This window comes from Streptomyces sp. DSM 118878 (assembly GCF_052936595.1).
Window position 1 is genome coordinate 1075519 of record NZ_CP193622.1, and the last position, 17967, is coordinate 1093485.

A 17967-nucleotide genomic window follows, 5' to 3' on the forward strand; every position below is an offset into this window, starting at 1 on the left:
ACCCTCAGTGCGGCATGATCAGCATCACGGCCGTGCCCAGCGCCATCGCCCCGTCGCGCACGTGACCGTACGGATCCGTCGCGGCGGCGCGGTGCGCGGTGACCGTGGCGGACTTCACCGGCGGCATGCAGCAGGTCAGGGAACGTGCGGCGCAGGCCAGGAGGTACACCGTCAGCAGCACGGTGACCACGGTGGCGGGCGTCGGGTCGGTCCGGCCGTGGGGTGTGCGCAGCATCCAGGCCATCGCCACCATGCCGGCCGCGGGCGGCAGCCGGGCGGCGATCACCGCCACGACGCCCGACGTACGGCGGTGGAGGGCGGAAAGCGGGAACCACAGAGCGGCGCCCGCACAGAGGACCGTCGCTGTCCGGCCGGACAGCGCGTGGCCGAGGCTCCAAGGCATCGCCGTCATGGCCACGGCCATGACACCGTGCAGGAAGTGGTCCCCCCCCGTCACGGCGTCCCGCCCTCCAGGACCGCACACCCTGCCGCAGCGCGTGCACCGCTACGACGGTGAAGAGCACGGTCAGCATGACGTGCACGAGATCGACGGGAGTACTCACGTCAGTCCTGACCAGGTGCGCCGTCGATCCGTGACACCGCACGACATCGGGACGAGGACCACGGTGTCACAAACTTTCGTCCGCCCCTGTCACTAGTCAGTGACCCACCCAGAGCGACGGAAGCAATCGTGACCATGCCCGAACAGCGACTCGCCACCACCGTGCTGGTGATCGGCACCGGCGGGGCCGGTCTGCGCGCGTCGATCGAGCTGGCCGAGGCCGGTGTCGACGTCATCACCGTCGGCAAGCGCCCCAAGGAGGACACCCACACCTCCCTGGCCGCCGGCGGGATCAACGCGGCCCTGGCCACGATGGATTCCGAGGACAGCTGGCAGCAGCACGCGGCGGACACCCTCAAGGAGAGTTACCTGCTCGGTGACCCCCGTACGGCCGAGATCGTCACCCAGGGCGCCGCTCTGGGCATCGACGACCTGGAGCGCTACGGCATGGCCTTCGCACGTGAGGGGGACGGCCGGATCTCCCAGCGCTTCTTCGGCGCCCACACGTTCCGCCGTACCGCCTTCGCCGGTGACTATACCGGCCTGGAGATCCAGCGCACCCTGATCCGGCGGGCAGGCCAACTGGACATCCCTGTGCTCGACAGCGTCTACATCACCCGTCTCCTGGTGCACGACGGCGCCGTCTTCGGCGCCTACGGCTTCGACCCCAGCAACGGCACCCGCTACCTCGTCCACGCGGACGCCGTCATCCTCGCGGCCGGCGGACACACCCGCATCTGGCGGCGCACCTCCTCGCGGCGGGACGAGAACACCGGCGACTCCTTCCGTCTGGCGGTCGAGGCCGGGGCCCGCCTGCGCGACCCGGAACTGGTCCAGTTCCACCCCTCCGGCATCATCGAGCCGGAGAACGCTGCGGGGACCCTGGTCAGCGAGGCGGCCCGCGGCGAGGGCGGCCTCCTGCACAACGCTCTCGGCGAGCGGTACATGAACCGCTACGACGGCGAGCGCATGGAACTGTCCACGCGCGACCGTGTGGCGCTCGCCTCCTACACCGAGATCAAGGAGGGCCGTGGCACTCCGAACGGTGGCGTCTGGCTCGACGTCTCCCACCTCCCGCGCCGGACAATCATGGAGCGGCTCCCTCGGGTCTACCAGACGCTCCTCGAACTTCAAATGCTCGACATCACCCGCGACCCCATCGAGGTCGCCCCCACGGCGCACTACTCGATGGGCGGTGTCTGGGTGCGCCCCGAGGACCACAGCACCGACGTACGCGGCCTGTACGCCATCGGCGAGGCCTCAAGCGGCTTGCACGGTGCCAACCGTCTCGGCGGCAACAGCCTCATCGAACTCCTCGTCTACGGCCGTATCACCGGCCAGGCTGCCGCCGCCTACTCGGACGAGCTCACCTCACAGCCCCGCAGCGCGTCCGCCGTGGCCGAGGCCCGCGCCGAGGTCGACGAACTGCTCGCCGCCGACGGTCCCGAGAACGTCCGGGCCCTGCAGCGCGCCATTCGCAACACCATGACCGAACACGCCGGCGTCGTCCGTGACGAACAGGGCCTGCGCGCCGGTCTGGCGGAGCTGGACGTCATCGAGAAGCGCATGGAGAACGTCGGCATCCATCCCGACATCGCCGGTTTCCAGGATCTCGCCCACGCCTTCGACCTCAAGTCGGCTGCCTTGGCGGCCAGGGCCACCCTGGAAGCGGCCCTGGAACGCCGGGAGACTCGCGGTTGTCACAACCGTAGTGACTTCCCCGACATTGACCCTGCCTTCCGCGTCAATCTCGTCTGGTCCCCGACGACCGGAATCACCCATGAGGACATTCCCCCCGTCCCCCAGGAGATCGCGTCCCTCATGGCCGAGGTCTCCACCGAGGGAAAGCTCGTCGAATAGACCGGCGGGGACCAAGGGCACACGATGGTCCTGTCACAGAACCCGTGCCCACCCGGTCTTTCCTCTTGCGGACAACATCACGACATCAACACATATACGAAAGGTTCCCATCATGAAGGTCGTAGTGATCGGCGGCACCGGACTCATCGGCTCGAAGCTGGTCGCCAAGCTCAATGAGCATGGTCACGAGGCAGTGCCGGCCGCTCCCAACACCGGCGTCAACACCCTCACGGGCGAGGGCCTGGCCGAGGTGCTGACCGGTGCCTCGGTCGTGATCGACGTCTCGAACTCGCCCTCCTTCGCGGACGACGCCGTGATGGAGTTCTTCCGCACCTCGACCACCAACCTCCTCAAGGCGGAGGCCAACGCCGGTGTGACCCACCATGTGGCTCTTTCCGTGGTCGGCACGGAACGGCTCCAGGAGAGTGGCTATTTCCGCGCCAAGCAGGCGCAGGAGGGCCTGATCAAGGACTCGGGCATCCCGTACTCCATCGTCCACGCCACGCAGTTCTTCGAGTTCATGAAGGGCATCGCCGAGTCTGCGACCGACGGTGACACCGTCCGCCTGGCCCCCGTGAAGATCCAGCCCATCTACTCCGACGACGTAGCTGCCGCCGTCGGCCGCACCGCCGTCGGCACGCCCGTCAACGGGGTGGTGGAGGTCGCCGGTCCTGACGTGTTCCAGCTCGACGAACTGATCCGCAAGGGCCTGGCTGCCAAGAACGACCCACGCACGGTCGTGACCGACGCGCACGCCCCGTACTTCGGTGCGGAGCTGCGGGAGGAGACACTGCTGCCCGGTGCGGACGCGCGCATCGCGGAGACCCGGTTCAGCGCCTGGCTCGCGCAGCAGCACTGAGCCGCCGGGTGGCGTCCGCCACCTGCGCGTGGGGCCTGTCGTCCGCACTGCTGCGGCACGACAGGCCCCTTTTTTTCACCCGGGCACGGCGACGGCCGAGACGCCGACCCACCCGGTCACCGTCAAGCAGCGATCGTGAAGGAGCCACTCACCATGTCCACCCAGCACGACCAGGCCGTTCCCACCCGCTCCGATTCCTACGCGGGAGTGACTGGTGCCTACACCGCCGACCCGGCCCACAGCACGATCGGCTTCTCCGCCCGGCACGCCATGATCTCCAACGTGCGGGGCAGATTCGACCGTTTCGAAGGCCGGCTTCTACTCGACGGGTCCGACCCGTCGCGTTCGAAGGCGTACGTGAGTGTCCAGACCGACAGCATGGACACGGGGGCGGGGAGCGCGACGCCCACCTGAGGGGCCCCGACTTCTTCGACGCGGCAACGTTTCCTCTGATGAGCTTCCGCTCCACGCGTGTCGTCCCGCTCGGCGACGACGGGTTCCAACTCAAGGATGCTCTGCGCACCAAGGACATCGAGCTGCCCCTGGACCTGCGGATAATCTTCGGCGGAGCCGGCGAGGACGCGGTTCGCGCGGCGAACACCTCCTGCGGGGGCGATACACACTGTTTGCCATTCACTTGAGGAGACCGGACGACCGGCTCGGGTGTGACATCGCGAACGGGCCCGGTCCCACAGTTATGCGCGGGGGCCGTGAGAGCAGGATCAACACAACGAGAGGAACACATGGTCTCCGTGACTCCCACGGCTCGCAACATCGAGATCACCGCCGAGGGCCTTCAGGAGGACCTGGCCCGGCTGGAGATGCGGAAGCAGGCGCTGGAGAGGGAACTGGCCGCGGTCACCGCCCACCTCGACTCCGTACAGCGAGCCGGCACCGGCGGCAACGGTGGAGACGGCCGAGGAGGCTGACGTGGACCGGAGAACGGCCAGCCGCGCCCGTGCCGTCGGCAACAGTGACAGCGGTACCGACGGCGGGAAAACGTACGGCAAGCTCACCGAGCAGATCCTGGCGTACTTCGCCGAAGCCGGTGACGTCGCCGTACGTGCCCGTGATGTCGCCTCCGCTCTCGGCCGTGACACCGACAGCGGCAGCATCAACGCCGTCCGGAGCACACTCGACCGTCTGGTCGGCAGCTCCCGCGTCCGCCGCGCCGACCGCGGTCTGTACCGCGCGGTCAGGTCCTGATCCTGCGGGCGGCGGGTGTTCCCGTCGGGACGCCCGCCGCCCGTCGGCTCAGGACTTACCGCGTGCTCCAGTGCCTTCGCAGGATCTTGGCCAACTCCGCGGGCCGCATCGGCTCGTCGACGCGGCCCGCCATCTCCCGGGCCAGGTCGATGGGCACGTCGAAGCCGGCCGCCAGGTCCTCGGCGAAGGGCCCGGCCCGCAGTTCACTCATGAAGCGCTCGGCCCCGGCCGGGTCCTGCCGCTGGATGAGCCAGTCGACGTACTCCTCCTTGGTGGAACCGAAACGGAAGAGGCCTCGGACGGCGGCTCGCGGTGCCCTGGGCCGGTAGTTCCCGTAGTCGACCGAGCCTGACTTGGTGTCACAACTCGTACCTCTGTCCGGTCAATCGATCGGACACGTGCACGGCAGGCGCATCCGCACCGCATCGAAAAATACGCATCCGACATGGAGTTCAGCATGCTCTCCAGTCATTCGGCGCAGGTCGTCCGCGCCACGCTCCCCGTTGCAGGAGCCTCCCTCGGCACCATCACCGAGCTGTTCTACCGCCACACGTTCGAGGAACGTCCCGAACTGCTGCGGGGCCTGTTCGACCGTGCGAACCAGGCCAGCGGCGCCCCGACGCGGTGCTGGGCCGCATCGCGAACAAGCACGCTTCGCTGGGCATCACCGCGGATCAGTACACGCTGGTAGCCCGTCACCTCCTCGGAGCCGTCTCGGAGGTTCTCGGTGACGCGGTGACCCCGGCGGTAGCGGCCGCCTGGGACGAGGTCTACTGGCTCATGGCAAACGCCCTCATCGCCATGGAGGCCCGTCTGTACACCGAGGCCCGGGTCGAGGACGGCGCCGTCTGGCGGACCATGGAGATCACCGAACGCCATGAAGAGAGCCCGGACGCCGTCTCCTTCGTCCTGGGGCACCCCGACGGGTCGCCCACCGAAGCGTTCGTCCCCGGCCAGTACGTCAGCGTTGAGGCCCAGCTCTCCGACGGGGCGCACCAGATACGGCAGTACAGTCTCTCCACGGCTCCCGGCCGCAAGACCTGGCGCATCACCGTCAAACGGGAGCGCTCCGCCGACGGCCGTGTGCCCGAGGGCGAGGTCTCCTCATGGCTGCACGCGTACGCCCGTCCCGGCGATACCGTGAAGGTCTCCCTGCCCTTCCTTCGGCGATCTACTGCTCCCCGAGGGCGACAACCCGCTCCTGCTCGCCTCGGCGGGCATCGATGTCACACCGATACTGGCCATGCTGGAGCACCTGGCCACCGTGTCGCCGGGCCGTCCCGTGACCGTCGTCCACGCCGACCGCTCGCCCGTTCACCACGCCCACCGGCTCGAACTCTCCGAGCTCGTCGAACGGCTCCCCAACGCCTCGCTGCACGTGTGGTACGAGGACACCGACCACCCGGACGCCGCCGGTCGGCCAGCCGGCGACAAGGGAACCGTGCGGCCGGTCCGTGCCTCGAAGCGATCGAGGCAGGCGAGACGGCAGTGTGCCGACAGAGCGAGGGTGCCGCGGGGAGCACCGGTGAGGGCGTCAGATGAGTTCCAGTCCGCCGTCGACGGTGATCACCTGGCCAGTCGCGTGACGTCCGGCGGGTTCGGCCAGGCGCAGGATCCAGTGCGCCATCTCGTCGGCGGAGGCGATGTGGTGCGTGGGAATGCGCTCGCGCTCGTAGGCGTACATGTCGTTGGCCGCCTCCGGAGTGAGACCGGCGTGGAGCATGACGTCCGTGCTCGTGGGGCCGGGGGCGACCGAGTTGACGCGGACCCCCTCACCGGCAAGCTCGAGGGCCCAGCTACGCGTCATCTGTTCGATGGCTGCCTTGGTTGCCGAGTAGTGGGCTCCACCGGCCATCGGGCGATGGCCGTAGGTGCTGGAGAGATTGATGATCGTGCCCGAGGTCTGGCGCAGGTGCGGCAGGGCTTCGTGGGCCAGCAGGCTCGGAGCGACGACATTGAGCGCCAGGAGGTCGAGAATGACCTGCTTCTCGGTCTCCGCCAGCGGCATGACCGCGGTGGCACCTGCGTTGTTGATCAAGTAGTCGAGACGTCCCCACTCTCGCACGGCGTGCGAGACAATCTCGGCGGGTGCTCCGTCGGCGCAGACGTCGACGGCCAGGTCGGCGATGTTGTCGTGGGCCGCAGCGGTCTCTTTCAGCGGTTCCGCACGGCGGCCGACTCCGAGTACGTACGCGCCGGCCTCGGCGAAGGCCAAGGCTGTGGCCCGGCCGATGCCGGAGCCCGCGCCGGTGACAATGGCGACGTGACCGGAGAATCCCCGATCGATGGTGGTGGCAGTCACGTGAAACCCTTCGTTTGGCGATCGTAGTGAACAGAACATGTGGTGACGCCCTTTTGACCGGGTGGCAGAGCCGCTTGTGACAGGCCCGATGTCACAGGCCCGAGGCGCCGCCTGTCGTGCGTGCGGTACCGCCTCCCGGTACCGGCCCACGGCGGAGGAGACGCCCCTGAGATCGTGGACGTCACGGACGCGCCGACTCGTGTGGAGGCGGTGAGAACGGAGCTCTACGGCACCACGACCGGCAACCTGTTGCGGTCCGTGGCGACCGATCGAGCCCAGCACCACGTGGTCGTCTCCCTCGTCGGGGCCGACCGGGTGCGGATGGCGTATCTCCCACGGGAAGGCGGTAGCGGAGGCGGTACAGGAGGAACTCGCCAGAAGATCGCCGCCGCTTCACACCATCGCGTGGTGCCCGGCAGCCGGGCGCTGCTGTCCGACCCCGCGCATGTGGGCTGTGCCACGCCGACGCCCTGGTTCGCGGCACACGGAGAGCCGTCCTCCCTGTGACATCGTGCGTACCACGATGCGTCCACCGAAGATGAATCGGTGTGCCACTTGTAGCATGGCCGGTGACCCGGTCAGAAGGGACCGTTCCATGCATGCCGGTGCCCCTCGCGACACCCTCGCTCAAGCGACGAAGGATTTCATCTCCGCACGTCCGCAGCTCTTCGGCATCGCGTATCGCATGCTGGGCAGCGCCGCGGAGGCGGAGGACGTGGTGCAGGAGACCTGGCTGCGGTGGCAGAACACCGACCGGTCGACCGTTCATGAGCCGGCCGCCTTCCTCACCACGGTGACCACTCGACTGGCGATCAACCTGGCCCAGTCGGCGCGCGTGCGCAGGGAGACCTATGTCGGTCCGTGGCTCCCGGAGCCGGTCGACACCAGACAGGATCCACAGCTTGGCGCGGAGCGGGCCGAGGCCCTCGAACTGGCGGTGCTGATGCTCCTGGAGAAGCTGAACCCCGTGGAGCGCGCCGCCTACGTGCTGCGACAGGCCTTCGACTACCCCTATGGGCGAATCGCCGAGATGCTGGAGTCGAACGAGGCCAACGCCCGGCAGCTGGTGAGCCGGGCACGCAAGCACCTCGCCGCCGAGCGCCGGGAGCGGGTCAGCCCGGCGGCCCACCGGCGCCTGCTGGAGGTGTTTCTCTCCGCGGCACGGACGGGCAACCTCTCGGTGCTGGAGGACGTACTGACCGCAGACGTCGTCAACTACTCGGACGGGGGCGGCATTCGCGGCGCGTCCAGGATTCCGGTCATCGGACGGGCCCACGTGTCCCGGTACCTCGCAGCCTTCGCGCCGCGATTCTGGCCGTCGGCGGATACTCGCTGGGTCGAGGCGAACGGCCGCCCGGCGGTGCTCGTCACGTCCGGCGGGACCACGGTGGCCCTGCTGTCCATTGATGTGTCCGCCGAGGGCATCGACAGGATCCTGTGGGTGATGAATCCGGACAAACTCTCCGCCTATACCCCACCCCTCGTCAACTGACCCACTGTCAAGCGTTCTCCGGGGTCCACAACGGGTAGGCGTCGCAGACAAGGTGACTCGCCGGTCATCCTGCAGTCCAAACCTTGTGTCCGCGGGCGTAAGCGTATTCACAACATCGGAGTCATGCCGTGACCGAGCGGATCCAGTTGCCCACTCTGTCGACCGAGAAGGAATTCGACGGGGACTCCTTCTCGCCCATCTACACCACGACAGTGACCGTAAACGGTGGTGTGGCCGCGCACGGGCGGGCCTCTGGACGGGCACGCTCGGCCGACGGCACCCTGGACCTCGATCTGCGTATGCCCGCCGAGCTGGGCGGCGACGGCCAGGGCACCAACCCCGAGCAGCTGTTCGCCGCCGGTTTCGCCGCGTGCTTCCACGGGGCGCTGAGCCTGGTGGCGCGGCAGGAGGCCCTTGACCCGGACCTCATCTCGGTGGCGGCGACCGTGGGCTTCGGGCGGGACCCTGGGGACGGGGGTTATCTGCTGCGCGTCGATCTAGTGGTGACGTGGCCCGGTGTCGACGCGGAGGTCGCCACTTCCCTGATGGAGAAGGCCGACTCCCTATGCCCCTACGCGCGGATGGCGTGGCAGGGCACACCGACGACCGTCACGCTCGCCGCCTCCTGAGGGAGGGTCTGCCGAGGCAGTGCTGCGATCACGGAGTGATCACCGCTCTGGGCGCCGGGTTCGGAGGCGGTCGGCTCGAAGTACTCGGCGTTGACGGACGCGTAGTGCGCCCAGTGCGGCGGGAGCTCGTTCTCGGGGAAGATGGCCTCGACGGGGCAGGCGGGCTCGCAGGCGTGGCAGTCGACGCACTCCGATGGGTTGATGTACAGGGTGCGGGCGCCCTCGTAGATACAGTCCACGGGGCATTCGGCCATACACGCCCGGTCCTTGATATCGACACAGGGTTGGGCGATGACGTACGTCATCCTCTCCCCCTAGCCGTCACGGTCCTCGCCATCGTGACGAGTCCGGCTCACCCATATGGCCGTGCGGCATGCGAGAGTGTGACGCTTCGCGTCACGCGCGGGGCTGGTTCCAGGCGCGCAGCTTGTCGGGGTTGAGCATCACCCAGACCTGGACGACCCGGGGTCCGGCGATGTCGAGCGTGATGACGGCGACGACCTGGTCGTCGTAGCGGGCGACAAGGCCGGTGCGCCCGTTGACGGAATGGGTGTCCATGGTGGTACGGGGGTGGCGGGCGAACAGCGTCAGCAGGCTGCGGGCGACCTCGGCGCCGCCGTTTACCGGCCGGGTCAGCGTGCGGATCCTGCCCCCGCCGTCGTAGAAGGCGGTCGCGTCGGGGGCCAGCAGCGACGCCAGCCGCCCGGCGTCCTCGTCGGCGCACGCCTGTCGTACCGAGCCGGCGATCGCGTCCTGCCGGAGCCGCGGTGTGGGCTTCGCGCGGCGGGCCCGCAGACTCCGGCGAGCCTGGTCCAGTAGTTCGGCACACTCCGGTTCGGACTGCCCGACGGTGCCCGCGACCGTGCGCGGCGCCATCCCGATCACGTCGTTCAGCACGAACGCCGCCCTCTCGACCGGTGACAGCGAGTCGAGGGCTCCCGCCAACACCGCCCCGACTCCTCCCTCCAGCTCCGGACCACCACGTACACCGATGCCCGGGGCCGGCACGGCCCCGTCGGACACCGCCAGTCGTCTCAAGCAGATCCCTCCGACGGTCTGCGTCAGCCAGGCCCGGGGCCTCGCCACCCGGTCCCGTTCCAGATCGGAGAGCCCATACCACCGCCCGTACGCGTCGTTGATCGCTCCTTCGGCGGCGATACGGCTGCCGAGCATCCAGTGGGCGACCTCCAGCAGATGCCGCCGCTCGTCGAGCAGCTCAGTAATCGGCGCGGCGTCACCGACGTGGTCCATACCGGGTCCTCCTCTTGAACGGCGCTCCAGCGCTCCCGCCACCGTGACGCGCGTGCACAGCGGAACGGTACTCGCAGTACCGGCCGGACCGGGCAAGGGAAGACGTTGTGACACCTTTTCGTTGTCACGCACCCGCTGCCACGTTCGTCGCGGTCAGAACCGGGCCACCGCGTCCTCGGGCCGTTCACCGTGGCGAGGTACGCCCTTGGAGACAACGGCGTCCCGTGGACGCTGGACCAACGTGCTCAGCGGGGCCATCCTGAGCGCGGACACCACGGAGTGGACGCGGATGGTGGAGACCAACCTGCTGGGATCGATGCACACGGGGCACTCGGCCCTGCCCCACCTTCTCGCGACCAAGGGAGCGGTGGTCCAGATCTCCTCCACCTCGGGGCGCATCTCCTCGGCGGCGAGCGGTGCCTACGCGGCTACCAAGTTCGGCATCACCGCCTTCTCCGAGGCACTGCGTCAGGAGGTCACCGAACAGGGCGTACGGGTCGTCGTCATCGAGCCCGGGTTCGTCTCGACCGAACTGACCAGCCACATCACCGATCCGGTCATGCAGGCGGCGGCGAAGAACATGGCGGAGTCCATGCGGACCCTCGACCCGGACGACATCGCCGCGGCCGTCATCTACGCGGTCACCCAGCCCGATCGCGTCGCCGTCAACGAAATCCTCATCCGTCCCACCGATTAGACCCGCTGACGGAGACCGTGTCACAGACCGGCGGTGAGTCCGGTCATTGGGCCGTAACGAGTTTCCCTGGTGGAGAGGTTTCTTGATGGACGCGCGTATCGACTACTTCGGCAACGCCCTCGCGGGCAAGGTCATGAAGCACCTGAACTCGGCCGGCGCGGCGGTGCACGCGGCCGTCCCGGTCGTGACGCAGGAACTGGTGAAGATCCGGGCCAGCCAGATCAACGGCTGCGGCTTCTGCACCGACATGCACACCAAGGACGCCCTTGCCGCGGGTGAGGACCAGCAGCGTCTGAACCTGGTAGCCACCTGGCACGAGGCCACGGTGTTCACCGACGCCGAGCGGGCTGCGCTGGCACTGACCGAGCAGGGCACCCGCCTCGCGGACGGTGCGGGCGGGGTCTCTGACGAGGTCTGGGCGAACGCCGCGCAGTACTACGACGAGGACCAGCTCGCCGCGCTGATCTCGCTGATCGCGATCATCAACGCGTACAACCGCATCAACGTCATCAACCGACAGCCCGCCGGCGGCTACAAGCCCGGCATGTTCGGCTGACGGGTTGCCCACCGCGCCCAGCGCGCAGCACCGTCGTACACCACCGACCGCCCGTCCCCCGGTCGTCCCCCGCCCGGGGCCGGGGGACGGGCCCGGGCCCGGTGGGTGAGTTCGGGCTGTACCGGGTGGAGATGCGGCCCAGGGCGGGCGCCCCCAAGACGCATTTCCAGAAGCGAATCCCGGAGTCGTTCTACATCTCCTGGACGACGTGCTGTATCTGCGGCGCGTGGGCGACAGTGAGCGGCTGAAGGCGGCCTTCACGCCGGGCGTCCGGATCGTCGTCGTCGTCGGCGGTGGCTGGATCGGTCTGGAGACCGCTGCGGCGGGCCCGGACCGCCGGGGCCGAGGGGACGGTGCTGGAGCACTCGTAGCTACCCCTGCTCGAGGTCCTCGGTCGGGAGGCGGCAGAGGTATTCGCCGCACTGCACAAGGACCACGGGGTCGACCCGCCTCTTGCGCGGATCGAGCGCCTCACCGGTACTGGCGGCCGCGTCGACGGGGTCCGACCAGGACCTACGGACGTCGGTCCCCGGCGTCCACGCCGCCGGGGACGTCGCCATCGCCTGGCATCCGCGACTCGGCCGACACCTGCGCGTCGAGCACTGGGCCAACGCGCTGCATCAGCCGCGGACCACCATGCTCGGCAGGCAAGCGGCGTACGAACGGCTGCCGTACTTCTACACCGACCGATACTGCCTCGGGATGGAGTACACCGGTTACACAGAACCGGGCGGTTACGACCGTGTCGTCTTCCGCAGCTCGCTCGACGAGCGGCGGTTCATCGCGTTCTGGATGTCCGGGGACCGCGTCCCTCTGGAAAGCCTCGTGGCCTGAAGCCAGCACGCTGTCACAACTCCCCCGGCTGCCCGGTCAGTGCGGTAGTACGCCCGGGCACCGACGCCCGGCGCCGATTACGACTCCGGCAGAAGAAGGACGTCTGATGCCCCACGACCACCACAAGCCCTTCGACACCGCTGCCTCCGCCGGTGTCTCCCTGGCAGCGGAGGCCGCAGTGCTGGAAGCGCGTGCGCAGTTGCTCCGGGAAACCATCGATACCCTCGACGACCGCATACGGGAAGCCACGGAGAAGTTGCGCCAGCTTCGACTGTCACTTCCGTCACCGGCGGCAGACCGTGTGGAGCGTTCAAGACAGTGGCAGTCGTCGTGGTGAAGAGTATGCTTCCGCGCAGGATCTCCGAGGATGAGAGGAAGACATGCCCGCGGCGACTCGCGCAGCCCACCACATCGAGAGCACCGCTGAGTGCCTCCAGGAGGATCTGGCCCGCCTGGAGATCCAGCGGGACGCTCTGGAGAGGGAACTGGCGGCCGTCGTCGCCCACCTCGGTTCCGTACAACGAGCGTTGAGCGCTCTCACGGATCTGATGACGGAAGTGGCTGCTGCCGACGCGGTGACCGGTGCGGATGAACATGTCGGCACCGATGCGGCCGTGACCACCGCAGGCGCCGACGCTGTGGAGAAGAAGGAGTCCACGACGCGACGGCGGCCGGGGAAGAGGCAGGCGGCGCAGGCACCGAACGCTCGTCCGCAGGCCGGGAACCCGAGGAGCTACGGCAGGCTCACCGAACAGATCATGGACTACTTCGCCCGAGTCGGTGGCGACGACGTGCGCGCCCGTGATGTCGCGGCGGCGCTCGGACGCGACACCGACAGCGGCAACATCAACGCCGTCCGCAGCACCCTCGACCGGCTCGTCGGCGCGTCCCGCATCGAACGGACCGGTCGCGGCCTCTACCGCGCGAAGTCCTGACCCTGAGCTGGGGGCCCCGCTCCGATGACAGTGCGCTGGGACGTTGCGCCGCAGCCTCAGCAGACGGAGCCCGGAGGAGGCTGAGGACCGCCGATGGGCGCCCAGGACGAGATGGCGTCGTTCATGCTTGAGCCGCCTACGTAAGTGGCGGCGAGGTTGACGGGGCTGCTGCCGGGCGGCACTGCGACCCCTTGGCCCTCAAAGTTGTTGTCCCTGTAGAAGCACATGGTCTGAGAACCGCTGTTGCGGATGGACGAGATGCTGTCGCGCAGATCCGGGCGACCTGCTTGCGGACGTCGCCCACGTAGCCTGGAACGTTCGACGTGCAGTTCTGCTCGTAAGCGTCTTTACAGACAGTGATTCCGGTGGCCGCTGCTCCAGCAGCGGAGGCAGATGCGGTACCGGCCAGGGCGCCCATGCAGCCAATCGTCAGGGCGATACCTGCGGTCGCGTCGGCAAGCCTGCTTGTGCGTGTTCGCATAAGATTACTTCCTCTGTTTCGGGCTCGTCCAGCTGTGCGGTCGTCTGTCGAGCGTTGTTCGTGTGCTTGTGCCGAGGTGCCCGTGAGTGAGTCTCGGCTTTCGACGGTTCGTCGACCTGGTGGCCGGGCGGGGGTTCACGAGTCGCGGCGCGAGGCGACGGTCAGGTCGGTCGGCGCCGATCTGGGGATCAACCCGGAGACCCTGCGGAACTGGATGAGGGCTGCCGGAGCAAGCCGTCCCCGGGGACACCGACGCAGGAACCGGCCCCAGCCGCCGGCCCCGCTGGAGGCGGAGAACGCGGCTCTGCGGAAGGCCGCCAAGCATCTCGCCCGGGAGACGCGCGGGTGAACGCATGACCCGTGTTCAGGATTGGGGGTCAAGGCCCAGTCCGCCAGGTCCACGCGACCGTTCCCCGTTTCGCCTTTCGCGTCCATGGTGCGCTCCAACCACAGGTGTGATCGCCATGATCTATCTCGCTCGCGAGAGATTGGTACACAACGGTGTCACTTCTCAGTGGCATCCAGAGAGTGTCAGATAGCGCCCAGTGCTTCGCCGAGTTTGGTGCGCGAAGTGACCCCCAGCTTGGTGAACACCTTGCGCAGATGCCATTCGACGGTGCGTGGGCTGATGAAGAGTTCGGCGCCGATCTCCGAGTTCGTCTTGTTCTCGGCGGCCAGTCGGGCGATGTGGGCTTCCTGCGCGGTGAGGGCCTCATGGGCGTCGGTCTCATGGCTCCGCACGGACTCGCCGAGGGAGAGGAGTCCGCGACGCGCGCGCTCCGCGAAGGCCCCGGCTCCGGCTCCGTGCAGCATGTCGAAGGCCGTACCCAACTGTTCGCGCGCGTCGGCGGTCCGGTCCTCGCGGCTGAGCCACTCGCCGTACACCAGGTGAGTGCGGGCGAGATGAACAGTCACCCGGCTGCGTCTGAGCTGTCCAATGGCCTCTTGGTACAACCGGTCGGCAGCCTGGCCGTCGCTGAGCAATGCTCGGGACCTGGACAAGACTCCGCGGGCCCACTCCGTACCACTCGCGGCGGCCCGCTCCTCCAGTCGGACCAGGGCCGCCGCGGCCGCCGCCGGGGCACCGCCGCGGACGCCGGCCTCGACGAGTTCCATGAGGGAGAATCCTATGACTGCCAAGTCATCGTATTGACATCCCAGTTCGGCGCTGACGATTGCGTCCTCGTACCGGCCGAGACCGTTGTGGAGTACCGCGAGCAGGTAATGGCCCAGGCCGATCGCCCGGCCCTCTCCCCAGCTGGACGCGTCCCGGACACCGTTCTGGATCAGTTCCGCCGCCCGGACGTCGTCGCCACGCCAAGCGGTGAGCAGGAGCGGGGCATAGCCGAGGGGTGAGTTGCCAGTCACCTCGGTGAGGTTGCCGGACTCATTGATCAGCTCGGCGGCCTGGTCGAACTCTCCCGCGTGCACGTGGACGGCCGCACGGTAGGAGAGGGCCAACGGAAGGAAGTTGAGCGCCCCGGTCTCGCGAGCCGCGTGGACGGCCTGCGTGGTCAGCGCGTGCCACGTCTCGTCGTCCCACAGGTCGCCTGCCGCCAGCCACGTCAACCAGAGCCAGCGCTCGACGTCGTCATCGCGCCCGGCGGCCCGCCGGAACGCCAGCAGGGCCGCCCGCAGCAGCGCCGCGCCGTCAACGTGGCGCCCGGCGAACCAGGTCGCGAGTCCGTCGAGCAGCAGGTCCGCCGGCCGGGGCGGCAGCGGCCCGGGTGGTGCGGCGACGGCGGCCTCTGCCACATCGCGCACTCCGACAGGTCCACCGAGGCGGCCGGCGAAGACCGCCGATCCGACCGCTTCCAGATACGTCTCTCGCGCTTGGCCCTCGTCGATGCCTTCAAGGCGGGCAGCGGCGTCGAGCAGCAGCGGCAATGCCTCGGCACCTCGACGGCGTGCGAAGGCGATCTGGGCACGCAGCCGGGCCAGCCGTGCCTGCTGGGCCTTGTCCGACTGCAGCGTCTGCGCCACGGCGAGAAGCTCAAGCGCCACGTCGGGGGCCCCGGCCTCGAAGGAGGCTCGTGCCGCGGCCGCCGCCCGCGTTCCGCGTCTGCCCGCATCGGGTGTCAGTTCACTCGCACGTCTGAGGAACGCGGCCGCCGCCGCAACACCGCCGCGGGCTTGTGCGCGGGCGGCCCAGCGCTCCAGGTCCGCGGCAACGGCCTCGTCGGGTTCGACCGCCGCGTGGGCACGGTGCCAGGCGCGGCGGTCCGAGTCGAACTCGGGGGCCGTCGCCTCGGCAAGCGCGCGGTGCACGGTCCGGCGCTCCGCGGGCGGGGCCGCGCGGTAGACCGCCGAGCGCACCAGAGGATGACGGAAGCGCACCCTCGTGCCGAACTCGATCAGCCCCGCCTCCTCGGCCGCCTCCTCAGCGCCCGCATCGATCTCCAAGCGCTCTGCGGCCCGTCGCAGCAAGGGCACGTCCCCCACAGGCTCCGCGGCCGCCGCCAGGAGCAGGCGCTGCGTCTCGTGGGGAAGCGCCTCGATACGCCGTACGAAACCGTGCTCGATCTGACTCGTCAGCGGCCGTGCGTCGGGGCGCCCGAACCCGCCGGCCAGGTCCGCCGTGGTCAGGCCACGCGTCAGCTCCAGCAGGGCCAGGGGGTTCCCCCGGGTCTCGGCGACGATGCGCTCACGGACGCGTTCGTCAAGCCGCCCGGGGACCACCGACTCCAGCAGCGCACGCGCGTCGTCGTCGCGCAGCCCCCCGACCTCGACGTCCGGCAGCGCGGCCCACGGGTCATCGACGGCCCCGAAGTCCGGGTGGCGCGCCGCGAAGACCAACGCCACGCGCTCCGCGAGCAGTCGGCGGGCGACGAAGGCCAGGGTCTGCGCGGAGACCCGGTCGAGCCACTGCGCGTCGTCCACCACGCACAGCAGCGGCCGGTCCTCGGCCGTCTCGGCCAGCAGGCTGAGTACGGCCAGCCCCACCAGGAACCGATCCGGCGCGCTGCCGTCGCGCAGACCGAACGCGGTGGCCAGGGCATCGCGTTGGGGACCGGGGAGCCGGTCGATATGGCCAAGTATCGGCATGCAGAGCTGGTGCAGCCCGGCGAAGGCCAGTTCCATCTCGAACTCGGCACCGACGGCCCGGAGCACTTGGAAGCCGGACACGCTCTGTGCCACGTAATCCACCAGGGTCGACTTGCCGACCCCAGGCTCACCTCGCAGGACCAGTACCTGACTCCGACCGGCCCGGGCATCGGCGACCACGTGGTCCAGCACCGCGCACTCATGGCTTCTGCCCAGCAGCATGTGTCCGGGAGCGTTCCGCGACATCCACCACCACGCAGGTCAGAAGGCCATACCCCTGATCGGCTCAGGTTGCGCCATCATGCCCCACCGTCCGTAGCCCGACCAGTCAGCGGGTTAGTGAGACCACGGGAAGTCACGCCAAATGATAACCATACGTACACACTCGGCCACTCAGAGGTGACCCCCGGGGGTACGTGGCCGGGGGGCCAGGGGGTGGACCAGGCGTCTTCCAGGGCGCCCTGAATGGGCACGGTGGACGAACCTGGAGGCCATCACACCGACGGACGCCGCGAGTTGACGGAGCCGAGTCCTCGCCTGTGCGCCCGAGGCATCCCCCATGACCGCGCGCCTCGCAGACATCCACCCGCAAGATCGGAGACAACAGGCTCATGAATCCCGACCCGTCCCAGGGGGACGGCACCCTGGAGGAGGCCGTCTCCGTCTTCGTGGAGCTGCGGCCCCGCCTTTTCGGTATCGCCTACCGCATGCTGGGCAGCCAGACCGAGGCCGAGGACGTCGTCCAGGAGGTCTGGCTGCGCTGGCAGCGGACCGACCGGTCAGCGGTGGTGAGCCCCGTGGCGTTCTTGTCGAGCGCCACTACTCGCCTCGCCATCAACGTGGCCCAGTCCGCCCGGGTCCGCCGGGAGACCTACATCGGCCCCTGGCTGCCTGAGCCCATCGACACCAGTCAAGACCCCGAGGCCGGCGCCCAGCGGGCCGAGGCCCTGGAAGTCGCTCTGCTCCTCGTCCTGGAGAAGCTGTCTCCCACGGAGCGGGCCGCGTACGTCCTCCGAGAGGCCTTTGACTACGCGTACGCGGACATCGCCGAGATGCTGCACCTCAGTGTGATCAATGTACGGAAGATCGTGAGCAGGGCGCGCAAACACCTTGTGTCTGAGCAGCGGGGGGTCGTCGACGCCGGGGAACACCGGCGTCTGATCTCGGCGTTCGTCGCGGCGGCCCGAACGGGCGACATCACGTCACTGGAAACACTGTTCACTCCTCGTGCCATCACCTCGAACCCCCCACGTAAGGG

17 protein-coding genes and 5 pseudogenes are annotated in these 17967 nt (G+C 68.8%); 15 read left to right on the forward strand and 7 right to left on the reverse strand.

The features are described from left to right. Positions 1-4: 4 nt before the first annotated feature. Positions 5-457, reverse strand: a complete 453-nt coding sequence (locus tag ACRAKF_RS04400) for a DUF5134 domain-containing protein (RefSeq protein WP_447035475.1) — start codon at positions 455-457, stop codon at positions 5-7. 240 nt (positions 458-697) lie between these two features. Here ACRAKF_RS04400 and ACRAKF_RS04405 point away from each other — a divergent pair, with 240 nt between their 5' ends. The 4 genes and pseudogenes from ACRAKF_RS04405 (at position 698) to ACRAKF_RS04420 (ending at position 4487) form a co-directional block, all read left to right on the forward strand. Next, positions 698-2422, forward strand: a complete 1725-nt coding sequence (locus ACRAKF_RS04405; protein ID WP_447035476.1) for an L-aspartate oxidase — start codon at positions 698-700, stop codon at positions 2420-2422. Between the two features lie 112 nt (positions 2423-2534). Continuing rightward, entirely contained in the window at positions 2535-3281 is a 747-nt protein-coding gene (locus tag ACRAKF_RS04410) for an SDR family oxidoreductase (protein ID WP_447035477.1), read from the forward strand. Between the two features lie 270 nt (positions 3282-3551). Then, positions 3552-3922, forward strand: a pseudogene (locus ACRAKF_RS04415) (YceI family protein). Between the two features lie 102 nt (positions 3923-4024). Further along, positions 4025-4487, forward strand: a pseudogene (locus ACRAKF_RS04420) (hypothetical protein). A gap of 55 nt (positions 4488-4542) precedes the next feature. Here ACRAKF_RS04420 and ACRAKF_RS04425 read toward each other — a convergent pair. Continuing rightward, positions 4543-4698 carry a hypothetical protein gene (locus ACRAKF_RS04425; RefSeq protein ID WP_447035478.1) on the reverse strand — a complete coding sequence of 52 codons (156 nt, stop codon included), beginning with the start codon at positions 4696-4698 and terminating at the stop codon, positions 4543-4545. 246 nt (positions 4699-4944) lie between these two features. Between ACRAKF_RS04425 and ACRAKF_RS04430 the strand changes: the two are divergent. Further along, positions 4945-5916: pseudogene (locus tag ACRAKF_RS04430) on the forward strand (FAD-binding oxidoreductase); the annotation flags it as partial. Positions 5917-6021: 105 nt separating this feature from the next. Here ACRAKF_RS04430 and ACRAKF_RS04435 read toward each other — a convergent pair. Beyond that, positions 6022-6789, reverse strand: a complete 768-nt coding sequence (locus ACRAKF_RS04435; RefSeq protein ID WP_447041808.1) for an SDR family NAD(P)-dependent oxidoreductase — start codon at positions 6787-6789, stop codon at positions 6022-6024. Positions 6790-6963: 174 nt separating this feature from the next. Here ACRAKF_RS04435 and ACRAKF_RS04440 point away from each other — a divergent pair, with 174 nt between their 5' ends. The 3 genes from ACRAKF_RS04440 to ACRAKF_RS04450 all read left to right on the forward strand — a co-directional run bounded on the left by ACRAKF_RS04440 (position 6964) and on the right by ACRAKF_RS04450 (position 8910). Further along, complete coding sequence (locus ACRAKF_RS04440; RefSeq protein WP_447035480.1) at positions 6964-7296, forward strand: hypothetical protein; 333 nt, start codon at positions 6964-6966, stop codon at positions 7294-7296. An 88-nt stretch (positions 7297-7384) separates the two neighbouring features. Further along, a complete protein-coding gene (locus ACRAKF_RS04445; RefSeq protein WP_447035481.1) occupies positions 7385-8281 on the forward strand; it encodes an RNA polymerase sigma-70 factor in 897 nt (298 codons plus the stop codon). A 128-nt stretch (positions 8282-8409) separates the two neighbouring features. Next, positions 8410-8910, forward strand: a complete 501-nt coding sequence (locus ACRAKF_RS04450; RefSeq protein ID WP_447035482.1) for an Ohr family peroxiredoxin — start codon at positions 8410-8412, stop codon at positions 8908-8910. Here the strand turns inward: ACRAKF_RS04450 and fdxA are convergent. Together fdxA and ACRAKF_RS04460 are read right to left on the reverse strand one after the other, a co-directional pair. Continuing rightward, positions 8853-9215, reverse strand: a complete 363-nt coding sequence (gene fdxA, locus ACRAKF_RS04455; protein WP_447035483.1) for a ferredoxin — start codon at positions 9213-9215, stop codon at positions 8853-8855. The two genes, ACRAKF_RS04450 and fdxA, sit on opposite strands and share 58 nt — an antisense overlap. A gap of 91 nt (positions 9216-9306) precedes the next feature. Further along, positions 9307-10161, reverse strand: coding sequence for an RNA polymerase subunit sigma (locus ACRAKF_RS04460; RefSeq protein ID WP_447035484.1), 855 nt, complete (start codon positions 10159-10161; stop codon positions 9307-9309). Between the two features lie 205 nt (positions 10162-10366). On the opposite strand from ACRAKF_RS04460, the gene ACRAKF_RS04465 reads away from it, so the two are divergent. From ACRAKF_RS04465 to ACRAKF_RS04485, 5 genes and pseudogenes are all read left to right on the forward strand, one after another. Beyond that, positions 10367-10858 (forward strand): SDR family NAD(P)-dependent oxidoreductase, encoded by a 492-nt coding sequence (locus tag ACRAKF_RS04465; RefSeq protein WP_447035485.1) that lies wholly within the window; start codon positions 10367-10369, stop codon positions 10856-10858. Between the two features lie 85 nt (positions 10859-10943). After that, positions 10944-11414, forward strand: coding sequence for a carboxymuconolactone decarboxylase family protein (locus ACRAKF_RS04470; protein WP_447035486.1), 471 nt, complete (start codon positions 10944-10946; stop codon positions 11412-11414). A gap of 199 nt (positions 11415-11613) precedes the next feature. Continuing rightward, positions 11614-12224: pseudogene (locus ACRAKF_RS04475) on the forward strand (FAD-dependent oxidoreductase); the annotation flags it as partial. 130 nt (positions 12225-12354) lie between these two features. Continuing rightward, positions 12355-12585: a hypothetical protein gene (locus tag ACRAKF_RS04480; RefSeq protein WP_447035487.1), complete on the forward strand. Its 231-nt coding sequence runs from the start codon at positions 12355-12357 to the stop codon at positions 12583-12585. 43 nt (positions 12586-12628) lie between these two features. Continuing rightward, positions 12629-13183: a hypothetical protein gene (locus ACRAKF_RS04485; protein ID WP_447035488.1), complete on the forward strand. Its 555-nt coding sequence runs from the start codon at positions 12629-12631 to the stop codon at positions 13181-13183. A 56-nt stretch (positions 13184-13239) separates the two neighbouring features. On the opposite strand, the gene ACRAKF_RS04490 is transcribed toward ACRAKF_RS04485, so the two are convergent. Next, the gene (locus ACRAKF_RS04490) at positions 13240-13512 is read right to left on the reverse strand and encodes a peptidase inhibitor family I36 protein (protein ID WP_447041810.1); all 273 of its coding nucleotides are present in this window, start codon (positions 13510-13512) and stop codon (positions 13240-13242) included. An 87-nt stretch (positions 13513-13599) separates the two neighbouring features. On the opposite strand from ACRAKF_RS04490, the gene ACRAKF_RS04495 reads away from it, so the two are divergent. After that, positions 13600-14013: a transposase gene (locus tag ACRAKF_RS04495; RefSeq protein WP_447035489.1), complete on the forward strand. Its 414-nt coding sequence runs from the start codon at positions 13600-13602 to the stop codon at positions 14011-14013. 182 nt (positions 14014-14195) lie between these two features. Here ACRAKF_RS04495 and ACRAKF_RS04500 read toward each other — a convergent pair whose 3' ends face one another. Beyond that, positions 14196-16931 carry a helix-turn-helix transcriptional regulator gene (locus ACRAKF_RS04500; RefSeq protein WP_447035490.1) on the reverse strand — a complete coding sequence of 912 codons (2736 nt, stop codon included), beginning with the start codon at positions 16929-16931 and terminating at the stop codon, positions 14196-14198. Between the two features lie 389 nt (positions 16932-17320). Here ACRAKF_RS04500 and ACRAKF_RS04505 point away from each other — a divergent pair. Further along, a pseudogene (locus ACRAKF_RS04505) lies at positions 17321-17947 on the forward strand (sigma-70 family RNA polymerase sigma factor); the annotation flags it as partial. Between the last annotated feature and the right edge of the window lie 20 nt (positions 17948-17967).

Coding starts and splice junctions, on each gene's coding strand:
- ACRAKF_RS04405 (WP_447035476.1), top strand. CDS start 698: ATGCCCGAACAGCGACTCGCCACCACCGTGCTGGTGATCGGCACCGGC.
- ACRAKF_RS04410 (WP_447035477.1), top strand. CDS start 2,535: ATGAAGGTCGTAGTGATCGGCGGCACCGGACTCATCGGCTCGAAGCTG.
- ACRAKF_RS04425 (WP_447035478.1), bottom strand. CDS start 4,698: ATGAGTGAACTGCGGGCCGGGCCCTTCGCCGAGGACCTGGCGGCCGGC.
- ACRAKF_RS04445 (WP_447035481.1), top strand. CDS start 7,385: ATGCATGCCGGTGCCCCTCGCGACACCCTCGCTCAAGCGACGAAGGAT.
- fdxA (WP_447035483.1), bottom strand. CDS start 9,215: ATGACGTACGTCATCGCCCAACCCTGTGTCGATATCAAGGACCGGGCG.
- ACRAKF_RS04460 (WP_447035484.1), bottom strand. CDS start 10,161: ATGGACCACGTCGGTGACGCCGCGCCGATTACTGAGCTGCTCGACGAG.
- ACRAKF_RS04470 (WP_447035486.1), top strand. CDS start 10,944: ATGGACGCGCGTATCGACTACTTCGGCAACGCCCTCGCGGGCAAGGTC.
- ACRAKF_RS04480 (WP_447035487.1), top strand. CDS start 12,355: ATGCCCCACGACCACCACAAGCCCTTCGACACCGCTGCCTCCGCCGGT.
- ACRAKF_RS04485 (WP_447035488.1), top strand. CDS start 12,629: ATGCCCGCGGCGACTCGCGCAGCCCACCACATCGAGAGCACCGCTGAG.
- ACRAKF_RS04495 (WP_447035489.1), top strand. CDS start 13,600: ATGCAGCCAATCGTCAGGGCGATACCTGCGGTCGCGTCGGCAAGCCTG.
- ACRAKF_RS04500 (WP_447035490.1), bottom strand. CDS start 16,931: ATGCTGCTGGGCAGAAGCCATGAGTGCGCGGTGCTGGACCACGTGGTC.